A 13,197-nucleotide genomic window follows, 5' to 3' on the forward strand; every position below is an offset into this window, starting at 1 on the left:
GGGCGGCATGAAGATCTGGCCGGGCAATCCGTACCCGCTGGGCGCGACGTATGACGGGGGCGGCACGAACTTCGCCGTCTTCAGCGAGGTCGCCGAGCGGGTCGAGCTGTGCCTCTTCGACGACGAGGGTCGGGAGAGCCGGGTCGACCTGCCCGAACGGGAGGCCCTGGTCTGGCACGGCTATCTGCCCCGGATCGTGCCCGGCCAGCGGTACGGCTTCCGGGTGCACGGCCCGTACGATCCGGCCCGGGGGCTGCGGTGCAATCCCAGCAAGCTGCTGCTCGACCCGTACGCGAAGGCGATCGACGGCGACTACCGGTGGGACCAGGCGCTGTTCGCGTACGACTTCGGTGATCCGGAGTCGTGCAACGACCTGGACTCGGCCCCGTTCTCGCCGCGCTCCGTCGTGATCAACCCGTTCTTCGACTGGGGCAACGACCGGCCGCTGAAGGTGCCGATGTGGCAGACCGTGATCTACGAGGCGCACGTCAAGGGCATGACGATCGCGCACCCGAAGATCCCGGACGATGTCCGCGGCACGTACTCCGGCCTGGCCCACCCCGAGATGATCAGGTATTTCCAGGGGCTCGGCGTCACGGCGGTCGAGCTGATGCCGGTGCACCAGTTCGTGCACGACAGCGGCCTGGTCGAGCGCGGTCTGACCAACTACTGGGGCTACAACACCATCGGCTTCTTCGCCCCGCACGGCGGCTACGCGTCGTTCAGCGGTCACGGCGGGCAGGTGCAGGAGTTCAAGTCGATGGTCAAGGCGCTGCACCAGGCCGGCATCGAGGTCATCCTGGACGTCGTCTACAACCACACCGCCGAGGGCAACCATCTGGGCCCCACCCTGTCGTTCCGGGGCGTCGACAACCCGGCCTACTACCGGCTCGTCGACCAGGACAAGCGGTACTACTACGACACCACCGGCACCGGCAACAGCCTGAACGTGCGGCACCACGAGTCGCTGCGGCTGATCATGGACTCGTTGCGGTACTGGGTGACCGAGATGCACGTCGACGGGTTCCGGTTCGACCTGGCCGCCTCCCTGGCCCGGGAGTTCCACGAGGTGGACCGGCTCGCGGCCTTCTTCGACCTGGTCAACCAGGATCCGGTGGTCTCGCAGGTGAAGCTGATCGCCGAGCCGTGGGACGTCGGCGACGGCGGCTACCAGGTGGGCGGCTTCCCACCGAACTGGACCGAGTGGAACGGCAAGTACCGCGACTCGGTGCGCGACTTCTGGCGCGGCGAACCGTCCAGCCTCGGCGAGTTCGCCTCCCGCTTCACCGGCAGCTCCGATCTGTACCAGGACGACGGCCGCCGCCCGATCGCGTCGATCAACTTCGTCACCGCGCACGACGGCTTCACCCTGCACGACCTGGTGTCGTACAACGAGAAACGCAACGAGGCCAACGGCGAGCACAACCGGGACGGCGAGAGCCACAACCGGTCGTGGAACTGCGGCGTCGAGGGCCCGACCGAGGACGCCGAGATCATCGTGTTGCGGGAGCGGCAGAAGCGGAACTTCCTCGCGACGCTGCTGCTCAGCCAGGGCGTGCCGATGATCCTGCACGGCGACGAACTCGGCCGCACCCAGAGCGGCAACAACAACGTCTACTGCCAGGACAACGAGCTGAGCTGGGTCGACTGGCACAACGCGCGCGAGGAGGACGTGCTCACGCACTTCGTCCGGATGCTCACCAAGCTGCGCGCCGACCATCCGATCTTCCGGCGCCGCCGCTTCTTCACCGGCGCGTACTCCGACGAGAACAAGCTGCCGGACATCGCCTGGCTGCGCCGCGACGGCGCGGTGATGACCGAGGCGGACTGGAACACCCGCCTCGGCATGACCATGACGGTCTTCCTGAACGGCCACGGCATCCCGGAACGCGACACGCTCGGCGAGGAGATCGTCGACGACTCGTTCCTGCTGCTGTTCAACCCGCTCGACGAGGACGTCACGTTCACCCTGCCGGCCCGGGAGTACGGCCGGACCTGGGAGATCGTCGCGCACACCGCGGATCCGCTGCTGGCCCGGCGCCGCAAGACCGCCCGCGCGAGCAGCCGGGTCGACGTCGTCCGGCACGCCCTCGTAGTCCTCCGCTGCCGAACCGCAAGATGATCAAATTCCTCGGATGCCGGGCCGCGAAATGATCAAAATCCCTTCGGCGGTACGACCGATGGAGCCCCGTAGGGACCAGCCGCGGGTCTGGTGGCGCGTTGCGGTCTGGAGGGGCGGACCTGCGAGCTCTGTCGTGGGTCATGCCGTCAGGCGTCGCCGCGCACGGGCCAGTGGTGCTCGCGCAGCCGGCGGAGCACCGTCGAGGGGTTCAGCGCCCAGAAGACGACGGCATCGTCCCGGTCGGCGACGACGAACTTGAAACCGTCCGACAGGACCGGGACGCGACGAAACCGGGAGATCGACACGAGATTGTCCCTGGTGACCGTCACATCGCCGAACATGGACGCGATCTCCACGCCGTGCGCGTCGACCCGAAGCCGCGCAAAAGGCCAGGTGACGTACCACCCTCCGGCCGGCGCCGGCTCGAGTCGTTGTGGCGTCGCCGCTCGATCGACGAAGGCCACGCCGCCACGGGTGGTGAACGAGTCGCCGTCTGTCTTTCCGTCGTGCATGCCCGTGATTCTGCCCGGGCGTGTCCAGCGCTCGGGCTTCGGGACCGGGCCGTTGCGCTGGTGGCGCGGGGTGGGTGACGCCGCGCACGACTGCAACGGGGCTTGGCCCGTGACTCCAGCCTGGAGTCAGGCGCGGTTTCGCAGGGGCTAGTAATTGTTGTATTTGACGGAATGGTCCCAGGCGCCGCACGGGGTGTCGTAGCGCTTCTTGATGTAGTCCAGGCCCCACTTGATCTGGGTGGCGGGGTTCGTCTTCCAGTCGGAGCCGAACGACGCCATCTTGGAGCCGGGCAGCGACTGTGGAATGCCGTACGCCCCGGAGCTGCGGTTCTCGGCCCGGTAGTTCCAGCCGCTCTCCTTGTTCCACAGCTTGTTCAGGCAGGCGAACTGATCCAGCCCGAAGGCGGCGTTCAGGGTCAGCGCGCAGCCGACCGCCCGGCTGCCGCTGAACTCGCTGCACGAGCTGGGGATCGGGCCGGCGAACGCGACCGGGCCGCTGCTCTTCTGCTGGGCGGCCTTCTTCGCGGCGACCGCGCTCTTGTCCAGCTTCTTGGCGTACCCGGAGGCGGTCTCGGCGACCGACGCGGCCTTCTTCGCGGCGGCCTGCTCGGCCAGCACCCGCTGGGCGCGGGTCGCGGCGTGGACGTTCTCCCGGTCCTTCAGCAGCCGCATGTCGGCGGCCTCGGCTCGTGCCTGATCCATCGTCGCGGTGGTCTCGGGCGACCGCTGGCGGCCGATGTAGACGCCGCCGGCGAGGCCGGCGAGCAGCAACGCGGCGGATGCGGCGCGCACGCCGATCCGGCTCACGGAAGCGGTCACGAGGATCCCTTCGGACGAGCGGTCTCGGCACGGTACCAGGCGATCTTCTCCCGTACGCGTTCCTGCTCCCGCCGCAGTCGCGCGACCTTCTCGTCGATCTCCCGATCGTGCTCGGCGAGCAGCTGAACGCGCTGCTCGGCCGCGTCGGGGCCGTCGTGCAGCAGCTCGGCGAAGCGCCGCAGCCGGGCGATCGGCATGCCCGAGTCGCGCAGGCAGCGCAGCAGCCCGATCCGGCCCAGGTCGTCGTCGGAGAAGACCCGCTGGCCGCCGGTGGTCCGCTCGATGCCGTGCAGCAAACCGATCCGCTCGTAGTAGCGCAGGGTGTCGATGCTGACCCCGAGCTTCCCGGCGACCTCGCCCGGCGTGTACGGCATCGCCCATCCTCCCCGTCGGAAGAGCTGACCGTACCCGTCCGGTGCACCGCACGCGACCCGTAACGTACGGCTGTGCGTTCCGAAGCCGAAGCCCTCCACGTGGGCTGTGCGATGTGGTCCTTGAAGGCATGGCAGGGCCGCTTCACGTCGCCGGCCGGCGAGAAGCTGCGGGCGTACGCGCAATGGTGCAATGCGGTCGAGGGCAACACCACCTTCTATGCCACCCCGTCCCGGGAGACCGTGGCCACGTGGGCCGAGCAGACCGGTCCGGACTTCCGGTTCATCCCGAAGATCCCCAAGCGCGTCACGCACGAGCTGCGGATGACCGGGGCGGACGAGGAGCTGCGGATCTTCCTGGACGCCGTCGAGCCGCTCGGCCCGCGCGCCGCCGCCCTGTGGATCCAGCTTCCCGGCTCCTTCGGACCCGGCGACCTCGCGGTCCTGTCGCGGTTCCTCCGCTCGCTGCCCTCTGCTTTCCGGTACGCCGTGGAGGTGCGCCACCCGGACTTCTTCGCCGATCCCCGCCGCCTCGAGGAGCTCCTGCTGAAGGCCGGGGCCGAGTGGATCCCGTTCGACACCACCGCGTTCTTCGACACCCCGCCGACCAGCGACGCCGAGCGCGACGCCTGGCTGAAGAAGCCCCGCATGCCCCGGCGGGACACCGCGCTCACCGACCGCCCGATCGTCCGCTATCTGGGCCGCGACGACCCGGCCCGGACCGTGGCCGGCTGGCGGCCGTGGGTGGAGACGGTCGCGGGCTGGCTGCGCGAGGGTCGCTCACCGACGGTCTTCGTGCACACTCCCGACAACGCCGACGCTCCCGCCCTCGCCCGCCGTTTCCACGACGAGGTGCGCGCCGTGGTGCCGGCGCTCGCCCCACTGCCGGAGCCCGCACCGCCGGTGACGGACGAGCCGCCGACCCTCTTCTGACCGCCCGTCGCGGTGCACGGGGCGGACGCACGTGCGGCGTCGTGCCGTTAGGCGGGCGCGGACAGATCTCGGACAGTTTCACGTCTGCGGAAATGCTGAGAATGTCCCCGGAGGTGCGTGATGACAGAGAAGACCTACGCCGCGAACTTCGACCGGAGAGCGGCGATCTGGCGCCGGAGCTCCCGTAGCTCCGCGGACAACTGCGTCGAGGTGGCCGAGCTGCCGGACGGGGGCCGGGCGGTCCGCGACTCGAAGAACCCGGACGGGCCGATCCTGTTCTTCACCCTGTCCGAGTGGGCCGCGTTCGTGGGCGGCGCCAAGGACGGCGAGTTCGACAATTGATCCATTGAATTTGCGCCGTTCGGCCTGGCGCGCGGGGCCCGGTGATGTTACGCAGAGACATGGATGTCGGACCGGATGTGGGCCTACGGCCCCGGATGCACTTCACTCCGCGTGACGGCCGGGTCGGCGACCTCTACGGGGTGCTCCGGATCGACGGCCGCTACCAACTGTTCTACGAGCACCGGAGCACGGGGGAGCCGGCCGCGCGGTGGGGCCACGCGGTCTCCGACGACCTGGTGATCTGGCGGGAGGGCGCGGCCGTCGCGGGGCCGGACCAGGCCGGGGCCCCGCGCTGCGGGTCGGTCGTCGACGGTCCGGACGGCCCCGTGCTCTTCCACTCCCGTACCGGCGAAGGGGTGTGGCGGGCGACCGTCGCACCCGGCCTGGACGGCTGGCGGGCCGAGCCGCCGCACCCGGTGCTCGGACCGCTCTCGCACGGCTTCGCCGACCTGCGGGACCCGTTCGTCTGGGCGGCCGGTGACGGCTGGCGGATGCTCGTCGCGGCATCCCCCGACACGGGTGGTTCGGCGGTCCTGCAGTACCGCTCGACAGATCTGCTGGCCTGGGAGTGCGACGGGGTGCTGACCACGGGCGAGGACGCCGGCTGGGGCCTTCCGCGGCTGTTCGAGCTGGACGGCGAGTGGGTGCTGCTCCTGGCGGGCGGCGACGCGGCGTACGCGATAGGTTCCTATGACGGCCTCGGCTTCACCGCCCGCGCCTGGGGCGTCTTCGGCCGCGGCAGCCTCGGCCCCGCCGCGCCGTTCCTCGACGCCGCCGGGCGCCGCTGCGTTCTGGCCCGCGTCGGCGGCTCCTCCTGGGCGGGCACCCTCAGCGTCCCCTGGATCCTCTCGGTACGGGGCACCAGCCTGCTCGCCTCCCCGCACCCCCACCTGGACCGTTACCTGGTCAACGGCGTCCCCGGCCTGACCGCCACGGACGGCGAGGTCCGCGACCACGGCGACCTGATCCTGCGCATGCCGGCCGGCGGCGAGACCACCATCCTGGCCGACGCGGACATCGTCGAGGTCACCGTCGAGGGGGTGAGCGGCCTCGGCGCCGCCCGGCGCGCGTTTCCCGGCGACCCGGGCGCCCACATCGCCCGCTGTGCCTAGACTCGGCGGGATGAGTGACCTGGAACGGTTCGTCGGCGCCCAGGAGGGCGTCTACGAGCAGGCCCGCGCCGAACTGGCCGCCGGCAGCAAGCGCTCACACTGGATGTGGTTCATCTTCCCGCAGCTTGCCGGCCTCGGCTCCAGCCCGACCGCGCGGGTCTACGCGATCCGGGACCTGGCCGAGGCGCGCGCCTACCTCGCGCATCCGGTGCTCGGGCCCCGGCTGACCGAGTGCGCCGAGACGCTGCTCGCGGTCGAGGGGCGCACCGCGTCCCAGATCTTCGGATTTCCGGACGACCTGAAACTGCGCTCGTCGATGACGCTGTTCGCCGAGGCGGCCGGCGATCCCGCGGTGTTCAGGCGGGTCCTCGAGCGGTACTACGACGGTCCCGATGTCCGTACGCTCGAACTTCTCGGCGCGCCCGAGCCGTCCTGAGCCGGGCCGTGCGGCGATACCCAGAGCGGAGACATCCGGCTTGACACACGCCCCGGACCGGCGAATTCCGCCAAGATCGGGGGCCTGAATGAAACTGGCGGGCATGCCCGCTGGCGCTGCTGAACAGCAAGCCGGGCGGCTCGTAGATCCATCCTGGGAGTGGTAGGGGCCGGCACGGAACTCATGGCACCTCGGACAGCACATCCTCATGCGGCCAGATCTCCGTAAGCACCTTGGCCAGGCCCGGGTCGGAACTGGATGTGCAGTATGGCGTCTGCTCCGGGTCACGCACCTCCAACTCGACCGGAGCGGACAGCAGGCCCCAGACCGGGAGCGCGTTCGCGAGCCGGCCTCGCAGCCGCAGATCTTGGTACTCCGGTTCCGACCACACCGCGGACGCGCGCTTGAGGTCAGCCGGATCGACCGCGACCCAGACTCCGAACGTGACGCTGAAGTCACCGGTCAACTTCACCGGGAGGAGTGCCCGCACGAAGGCGCCAACCCCGGGGACCTGCATCATGACCGAGACGTCCGGGTTTGCATGACTCAGCCAGGCGCCTCGTGCCCGGTGCTGCCGACGGGTGTCGAGGACCGGATCAGGCAGCCGGAACCGGGCATGCCGATCGTGGGTATCCCTCGGCCGTCCGCAGCAGCAACACAGGTCAGCGGCCTGCTGCGTCCCCGCCGCGGGTTCGTCGTCACCTGGGCCGGGGTGCTTACGGAACCACTCGAGAATCCTGCCCACAACGCCTCTTCCACTCGTGCGGGCGCACAACGTACCAGCCGACGTCCTCCCGTTCGGCGGAGGTCGGGCGAGTGGTTGTGGGCTCCGCCACGGCGCTCCGGGACCTGCCGCGGTTAGGGTCGGCGGCATGCCGGACAACGCCGCTTCCCCGTTCGACGCCGTGCTCTTCGACTGTGACGGCGTGCTCGTCGACTCGGAGCGGATCACGAACGCCGTGCTCCGGGCGATGCTGCACGAGCTCGGGTGGGCGCTCAGCGAGGCCGACTGCTTCCGGCTCTTCGTGGGCAAGGCGCTCTGGGACGAGGTCGGTGTGATCACCGCCAACACCGGTTTCGTGGTGACCGACGAGTGGATCGCCGAGTTCCGCCGGCGCCGCAACGAGGCCCTGCTGGTCGACCTGCAAGAGATCCCGGGCGCGGTGGCCGCGGCGCACGAGGTCGACCGCCTGCTCGGCGGCCGCCTGGCCTGCGCGAGCGGCGCCGACCGCCCGAAGATCGAGCTGCAGCTGAAGAAGGTCGGCCTGGACCGGGTCTTCGAGGGCAAGATCTTCAGCGGCATGGAGATGCCCCGCAGCAAGCCGGCGCCGGACGTGTACCTGGCCGCCGCGGCCGCCCTCGGCGCGGACCCGGCGCGCTGCGCCGTCGTCGAGGACACCGCGACCGGCGTGCGTGCCGGGGTGGCCGCCGGAGCTGTGGTGTTCGGCTACTGCCCGCCCGGCAGCCCGGCCCACCACGAGCCCCGGACCCTCCTGGATGCCGGTGCCACCCACGTCTTCACCAGCATGGCCGACCTTCCCGCCCTGCTCACCGGCCGCTTGAGCCCATCGCTCGTCGCCGGCGCGCACTGACGCACGAGCGGGCGCGCGTTGTGGTCAGGCGCTGAGATCGCCGGCGGACTCGCTCTGAAGCTCGTCGGGCGCCCGCATCCGCCAGGCGTCGGTGATCAACTCGGTGAGGCGCCCGACGCCGACCGGAGGCAGCCGGAGCATGACCAGCGGCAGGCCGTCGTAGCTCGGCGTGGTGAAGAACAGGTCCGGCTCGCCGAGCAGCAGGGCCTGCTTCTCGGCCTCGTCGCCGACGTAGAGGACGGCGACGTCGGTGCGGATCACCCGGGGCTTGCCGGGCAGACGCTCCGGGTACGACCAGACGAAGCCCTTGTTCGCCACCCGGAAGTCGAAACCGTCGCTGTCGATCTCGGTCACCTGGGGGAGTGCCAGGGCGAGCCGGCGTACGTCGTCCGAGTCAGCCATGGCACGAGATTACTGTGCGCCCGGCTACGGCACGGCTACCGGATGACGACCTCGACGAGGCGGGAGACATCGTTCACCTGATTGCCGGCGCGGGTGACGATCCGAACGGATCTGGTACGCCGTTCCGCGAACTGCGAAACGTGTTCGACCGCGGTGTTGTCCCGGACCGAAGCGACCGTCACCCACCGTTGCCCCTCGGCGACCTGCACGTCCCAGTCCCGCAGGCCCCACTGGGCCGTGGTGGTCACCGCGACCCGGCTGACCCGCCGGGCGGCGGCCCAGTCCACACGCCACCAGTCCGGCCATCGCTTCCCGGTGGCGTCGATCCACATCGAGACGGGGTTCCCGTCGATCGCGTTGCAGGCCGCGGCGTCGGCCCGGGCCGACGAGACGGTGACCCGCGCGGCACTTCGCACCAGGTCGGCGGAGGCGGGCGGGTCGGTGACCGTGACCGGCACGTCGGCCGTGCGTCCCCGGCTGCTGACCCGCACGTGATAGGTCCCGGGACGGGCTCCGTCCGTGGCCCGCACCGGGACCGGCACGCTGCTCGTGTAGCGCGGCGGCAGCCAGGTGGAGATCAGGGTCCGGGGCAGGTGCAGCTCGGCGGGGGCGCTCAGCGAGGCGTCCGCGTAGATCGCCTTGCGCCCGGTGTTGGTGAGCCGCACCGTCAGCTCGTCCCCGTTGCACTGCCCGGTCGTGATCCGCAGTCCGTCCGGATCGACGGTCACCCCGTTGTGCGCGGCCGCCGGCCCGGCGGGCACGACGGCCCGGCTCAGCAGCAGTGCCGCCGTCGCGATCCAGATCATGCCGGCACCAGTCCCGTCCGTGCCCGCTCCGACACGAACGACGCCCGTGTCGAGATCGTCCCGCCGCGCCTGGTGACCCGGGACAGCACCCGGTAGTCCGCCCGGATCGTGTCCCGGTCCAGCTCACACCGGATGTAGCCGCGCTGGCCGTTGGCGAAGTGCAGGTGCGGGTTGTACTTGAGCTGCGTCTCCAGCTGCGGTGTGGTGTCGCTGCCGTCCCCGCCGCTGGAGATCGACGTCCCGACGAACTCCACCGCGACGGGCGGTGTCCCGGGACGGAGCCTCAGGTCGGCCGCGTAGTTGTAGTGGATGTCGCCGGAGAGCACGACCGTCCCGGGCAGGTTGCGGGCCCGTGACAGGATCCGCTTCCGATCGGCGGTGTAGCCGTCCCACTTGTCCATGTCGAGACGGTTCGCCGTGCCGCCGTACCGGCACTCCGCCATCATGATCTGCTGGGCGATCAGGTTCCACCGGGCCGGTGACCGGCCCATCCCGTCGAGCAGCCAGTCCCGCTGCGGCGCGCCGAGCAACGTACGGCTGGGATCCGATCGGGCGGCGCAGCCGGCCTCCAGATTGTCGCCGCAGGCCTGATCCGTCCGGTACTGCCGGGTGTCCAGCACGTGGACGTCGGCCAGGTCCCCGAAGCGCAGCCGGCGATAGAGCGACAGGTCCGGCCCGGCCGGCTGGGGGACCCGCAGCGGCTGGTTCTCCCAGTACGCGCGGTACGCGTTCGCCCGCCGGACCACGAAGTCCCGGACCGTCACGATCGGGCTGCGCGACACGTCGCCGGCGTAGTTGTCGTGCACCTCGTGGTCGTCCCAGGTCAGGATCCACGGGAAGGCGGCGTGGGCGGCCTGCAGGTCCGGATCGGTGCGGTACAGCGCGTACCGCATCCGGTAGAGGTCGAGCGTGTCGGTCGCCAGCGCGAAGGTGTCCGGCAGCCGCAGCGAGGTGTCCATCCGGGCGCCGCCCACGCTGGTGATCGCGCCCTCGTAGATGTAGTCGCCGAGGAAGAGCACGACGTCGAGATCCTCGTCGACCAGGTGCCGCCACGCCTCGTAGTAGCCGTCGGCGTACGACTGGCAGGAGGTGACGGCGAAGCGCAGCCTCCGCGGCGAACTCGACTCGTCCGGCGCGGTCCGGGTCCGGCCGACCGGGCTGAGGTGGCCGCCGCTGCGGAAGCGGTAGAAGTAGTCCCGGCCCGGCCGCAGGCCCCGCACGTCGACGTGGACGGAGTGGCCGGAGCCCGGCTCGGCGCTCCCGGTGCCGCTGCGGACCACGCGGGCGAACCGGCTGTCCTCGGCGACCTGCCACTGCACCGGATAGCTCACCGGCGGCATCCCGCCCGTCGGCTCCAGTGGCCGGGTGGCCAGCCGGGTCCAGATCACGACGGCGTCCGGCAGCGGGTCCCCGGACGCCACGCCGAGCGTGAACGGGTTCGAGATCCTCGGCGCGGGGAGGGTTCCGGCGAGGGCCGCTCCACCCAGCACGAAGAGTCGGCGCCGAGGTAACCGCAGCATAACAGCTCCAATATGTCTCTATTTCGGACAATAATACCGCCGCTCGTGCTGATCTTCGGCGTGTTGGTCTGCTGTACACACGCTAGAAACCCGCGCGAATCGGTCTTCGCTCCCGGGCAACAAGATGTTCACATCAAAACCAATCCATGGACGTCGAAATCCCGTAGATCTTTGGTGTTCCATCCCATCCCCGATAGGAGCACCCCTTGCGTACCGTCACCCGTGCTCTGGCGACTCTCGCCACTGTCGCGATCGCCACCGGCCTGCTGGCTTCCCCGGCCCAGGCCACCCCGCCCAACATCCCCTCCAAGGCCACCGCACAGACCGAACTGAACTCGCTCACCGTCGCCGCCGAGGCCAACGCGGGCACCTACGACCGCGACCTCTTCCCGCACTGGATCACCATCAGCGGCACCTGCAACACCCGCGAGACCGTGCTCAAGCGCGACGGCTCCAACGTGGTCGTCAGCTCGGCCTGCGCCGCCACCAGCGGCTCCTGGTACTCGCCGTACGACGGCGCCACCTGGACCGCCGCCAGCGACCTGGACATCGACCACGTCGTCCCGCTCGCCGAGGCCTGGCGCTCCGGCGCCAGCGCCTGGACCACCAGCAAGCGCCAGAGCTTCGCCAACGACCTCACCCGCCCGCAACTCATCGCCGTCACCGACAACGTCAACCAGTCGAAGAGCGACCAGGACCCGAGCACCTGGCAGCCGTCGGTGACGTCCTACCGCTGCACGTACGCCCGCATGTGGATCGCGGTCAAGTACTACTGGGGACTGACCCTCCAGTCCTCCGAGAAGACCGCCCTCCAGACCATGCTCAACACCTGTAGCTGACCCGGTCGCGGCCGCCGTTCCGCACGGCGGCCGCCTCCTTCCAAAATCCTTTCCGGGTACGACCTACGCCTCCCGTGCCCAGGCCTCTCGGCCAAGCCCCGTGCGAGTCCCGCGCGGCGCCGTCCCGGGCCCCGACCGCCCGGCGCCCGCCGGGCCCGACGACGGCCCGCTAACGGTTCGCTCCACTTCCGACGGCCGCCCGCCGCACTCCCGATCACGGCCCGTTCCACTTTTGGGTCCGGCCTCCCCGACCGGGTACCGTCTGCCGGGCCATGTCAGACCAATCCACCCACCTCCCGGCCCCGTCCCGACGCCGACTGCTGCTGATCCTCGGAGTGGTCCTCGCGATCCTGACCGCGGTCAACGTCGCCGACAAGTTCGGCCCGCGCCACACCGGCCTGGTCGCCGGCCCCCTGGTCGCCCTGACCCTGGTCCTGATCGCCCGCCGCGCCGGCCTCTCCTGGCACGACCTGGGCCTCTCCCGGCGCACCCTGCTCCCCGGCCTGAAATACGCCCTTGGCGCCGTCGCGATCGTCGCCGTCGTCTACACGGCCGGCGCCGCGATCCCGGCCACCCGGGTCGCCTTCCACGACGTGCGATACCACCTGCACCCCGGCGCGGCGCTGCTCACCGCGTTCGTCGTGGTCCCACTCGGCACGGTCCTGCTGGAGGAGGTCGCCTTCCGCGGCGTGCTGCTCGGCCTGGTCAACCGCCACCGCGGCGCCACCTGGGCGAGCATCACGTCGTCGGTCCTCTTCGGCCTCTGGCACATCCTCCCGTCGCTGCGCCTGACGCAGGTGAACCAGGCGGTCGGCGCGGCCCTCGGCGTCGGCCTCACCGGCCGGATCCTCGCCATCCTCGGCGCGGTCGCCTTCACCGCCCTGGCCGGCCTGCTGCTCTGCGAACTCCGCCGCCGCTCCGGCAGCCTCCTGGCCGCCGCCGCCCTGCACTGGGCGACGAACGGGCTGGGCCTCCTGATCGCCGCCGCCCTCGCCACCACCAGCCTCACCTGAACCCGCCGGCCGGCTCTCGGCCCGGTCGGCCAGCTTTGGGTTCGCCCGCCCGCGCCGAGGTCCCGTGGCCGGCGCCCACAGTGGTCAAAATGGCCGCTGCACCACCATCGGGCCCAGCCTGGTTCTGGCGGCTGGGCCCGATGGTGGTATGAACGTTGGACGGCCACGGGGTGGCCGGACTTCCGTACTCAGGCCGGCGCTATGTCAAGTGGGCGAGCAGCCAGTCGGCCACCGCGCGGGTGGCGCCGGCGAGCACGCCGGTGATCGCGGCGAGGGCGATCCGGGTCCGGGGATCGTCCGGGCGGCGGTCGGGCCGGCGTGGTGCTCGGGTCGGTCGGGTCATCGGATACTCCCTGAGCGTCTGCGATGGAACGGGGG

16 protein-coding genes are annotated in these 13,197 nt (G+C 70.7%); 8 read left to right on the plus strand and 8 right to left on the minus strand.

Annotation, left to right across the window (positions count from 1 at the left end):
- The first annotated feature begins 7 nt into the window (after nucleotides 1-7).
- Complete coding sequence (glgX, locus tag CHC09_RS20995) at nucleotides 8-2,122, plus strand: glycogen debranching protein GlgX (RefSeq protein ID WP_089294960.1); 2,115 nt, start codon at nucleotides 8-10, stop codon at nucleotides 2,120-2,122.
- A gap of 146 nt (nucleotides 2,123-2,268) precedes the next feature.
- Here glgX and CHC09_RS21000 read toward each other — a convergent pair whose 3' ends face one another.
- From CHC09_RS21000 to CHC09_RS21010, 3 genes are all read right to left on the minus strand, one after another.
- Entirely contained in the window at nucleotides 2,269-2,586 is a 318-nt protein-coding gene (locus CHC09_RS21000) for a hypothetical protein (RefSeq protein WP_143232446.1), read from the minus strand.
- Nucleotides 2,587-2,781: 195 nt separating this feature from the next.
- The gene (locus CHC09_RS21005) at nucleotides 2,782-3,453 is read right to left on the minus strand and encodes an aggregation-promoting factor C-terminal-like domain-containing protein (RefSeq protein ID WP_089294847.1); all 672 of its coding nucleotides are present in this window, start codon (nucleotides 3,451-3,453) and stop codon (nucleotides 2,782-2,784) included.
- Entirely contained in the window at nucleotides 3,450-3,827 is a 378-nt protein-coding gene (locus CHC09_RS21010) for a MerR family transcriptional regulator (protein ID WP_089294848.1), read from the minus strand. The genes CHC09_RS21005 and CHC09_RS21010 overlap by 4 nt, the downstream gene beginning before the upstream one ends.
- Nucleotides 3,828-3,938: 111 nt before the next feature.
- On the opposite strand from CHC09_RS21010, the gene CHC09_RS21015 reads away from it, so the two are divergent.
- The 4 genes from CHC09_RS21015 (at nucleotide 3,939) to CHC09_RS21030 (ending at nucleotide 6,647) form a co-directional block, all read left to right on the plus strand.
- The gene (locus CHC09_RS21015; RefSeq protein ID WP_089294849.1) at nucleotides 3,939-4,757 is read left to right on the plus strand and encodes a DUF72 domain-containing protein; all 819 of its coding nucleotides are present in this window, start codon (nucleotides 3,939-3,941) and stop codon (nucleotides 4,755-4,757) included.
- Between the two features lie 120 nt (nucleotides 4,758-4,877).
- Nucleotides 4,878-5,099 carry a DUF397 domain-containing protein gene (locus tag CHC09_RS21020; protein WP_089294850.1) on the plus strand — a complete coding sequence of 74 codons (222 nt, stop codon included), beginning with the start codon at nucleotides 4,878-4,880 and terminating at the stop codon, nucleotides 5,097-5,099.
- Nucleotides 5,100-5,194: 95 nt separating this feature from the next.
- A complete protein-coding gene (locus CHC09_RS21025; protein WP_179277207.1) occupies nucleotides 5,195-6,211 on the plus strand; it encodes a glycoside hydrolase family 32 protein in 1,017 nt (338 codons plus the stop codon).
- A gap of 10 nt (nucleotides 6,212-6,221) precedes the next feature.
- The gene (locus CHC09_RS21030; protein WP_089294852.1) at nucleotides 6,222-6,647 is read left to right on the plus strand and encodes a DUF1810 domain-containing protein; all 426 of its coding nucleotides are present in this window, start codon (nucleotides 6,222-6,224) and stop codon (nucleotides 6,645-6,647) included.
- Between the two features lie 181 nt (nucleotides 6,648-6,828).
- Here CHC09_RS21030 and CHC09_RS21035 read toward each other — a convergent pair whose 3' ends face one another.
- On the minus strand, nucleotides 6,829-7,521 hold the full coding sequence (locus CHC09_RS21035) for a DUF2199 domain-containing protein (protein ID WP_089294853.1): 693 nt from the start codon (nucleotides 7,519-7,521) through the stop codon (nucleotides 6,829-6,831).
- Between CHC09_RS21035 and CHC09_RS21040 the strand changes: the two genes are divergently transcribed.
- Nucleotides 7,520-8,239: an HAD family hydrolase gene (locus tag CHC09_RS21040; protein WP_089294854.1), complete on the plus strand. Its 720-nt coding sequence runs from the start codon at nucleotides 7,520-7,522 to the stop codon at nucleotides 8,237-8,239. The two genes, CHC09_RS21035 and CHC09_RS21040, sit on opposite strands and share 2 nt — an antisense overlap.
- Nucleotides 8,240-8,263: 24 nt before the next feature.
- Here the strand turns inward: CHC09_RS21040 and CHC09_RS21045 are convergent, their stop codons facing one another.
- The 3 genes from CHC09_RS21045 to CHC09_RS21055 are packed head-to-tail and all read right to left on the minus strand — an operon-like array spanning nucleotide 8,264 to nucleotide 10,967.
- Nucleotides 8,264-8,641, minus strand: coding sequence for an MmcQ/YjbR family DNA-binding protein (locus CHC09_RS21045; protein ID WP_089294855.1), 378 nt, complete (start codon nucleotides 8,639-8,641; stop codon nucleotides 8,264-8,266).
- 35 nt (nucleotides 8,642-8,676) lie between these two features.
- On the minus strand, nucleotides 8,677-9,447 hold the full coding sequence (locus CHC09_RS21050) for a galactose-binding domain-containing protein (protein WP_089294856.1): 771 nt from the start codon (nucleotides 9,445-9,447) through the stop codon (nucleotides 8,677-8,679).
- On the minus strand, nucleotides 9,444-10,967 hold the full coding sequence (locus CHC09_RS21055) for an alkaline phosphatase D family protein (RefSeq protein ID WP_089294857.1): 1,524 nt from the start codon (nucleotides 10,965-10,967) through the stop codon (nucleotides 9,444-9,446). Before CHC09_RS21055 ends, CHC09_RS21050 begins: the two co-directional genes overlap by 4 nt.
- 206 nt (nucleotides 10,968-11,173) lie before the next feature.
- Between CHC09_RS21055 and CHC09_RS21060 the strand changes: the two genes are divergently transcribed.
- Nucleotides 11,174-11,806, plus strand: a complete 633-nt coding sequence (locus CHC09_RS21060; protein WP_089294858.1) for an HNH endonuclease family protein — start codon at nucleotides 11,174-11,176, stop codon at nucleotides 11,804-11,806.
- Between the two features lie 272 nt (nucleotides 11,807-12,078).
- On the plus strand, nucleotides 12,079-12,819 hold the full coding sequence (locus CHC09_RS21065; RefSeq protein ID WP_089294859.1) for a CPBP family intramembrane glutamic endopeptidase: 741 nt from the start codon (nucleotides 12,079-12,081) through the stop codon (nucleotides 12,817-12,819).
- A 199-nt stretch (nucleotides 12,820-13,018) separates the two neighbouring features.
- Here the strand turns inward: CHC09_RS21065 and CHC09_RS46410 are convergent, their stop codons facing one another.
- Nucleotides 13,019-13,162, minus strand: coding sequence for a hypothetical protein (locus CHC09_RS46410; RefSeq protein ID WP_179277209.1), 144 nt, complete (start codon nucleotides 13,160-13,162; stop codon nucleotides 13,019-13,021).
- Between the last annotated feature and the right edge of the window lie 35 nt (nucleotides 13,163-13,197).

It is taken from the genome of Actinoplanes regularis (assembly GCF_900188005.1).
In the GTDB taxonomy this organism is placed as follows: Bacteria; Actinomycetota; Actinomycetes; order Mycobacteriales; family Micromonosporaceae; genus Actinoplanes; species Actinoplanes regularis.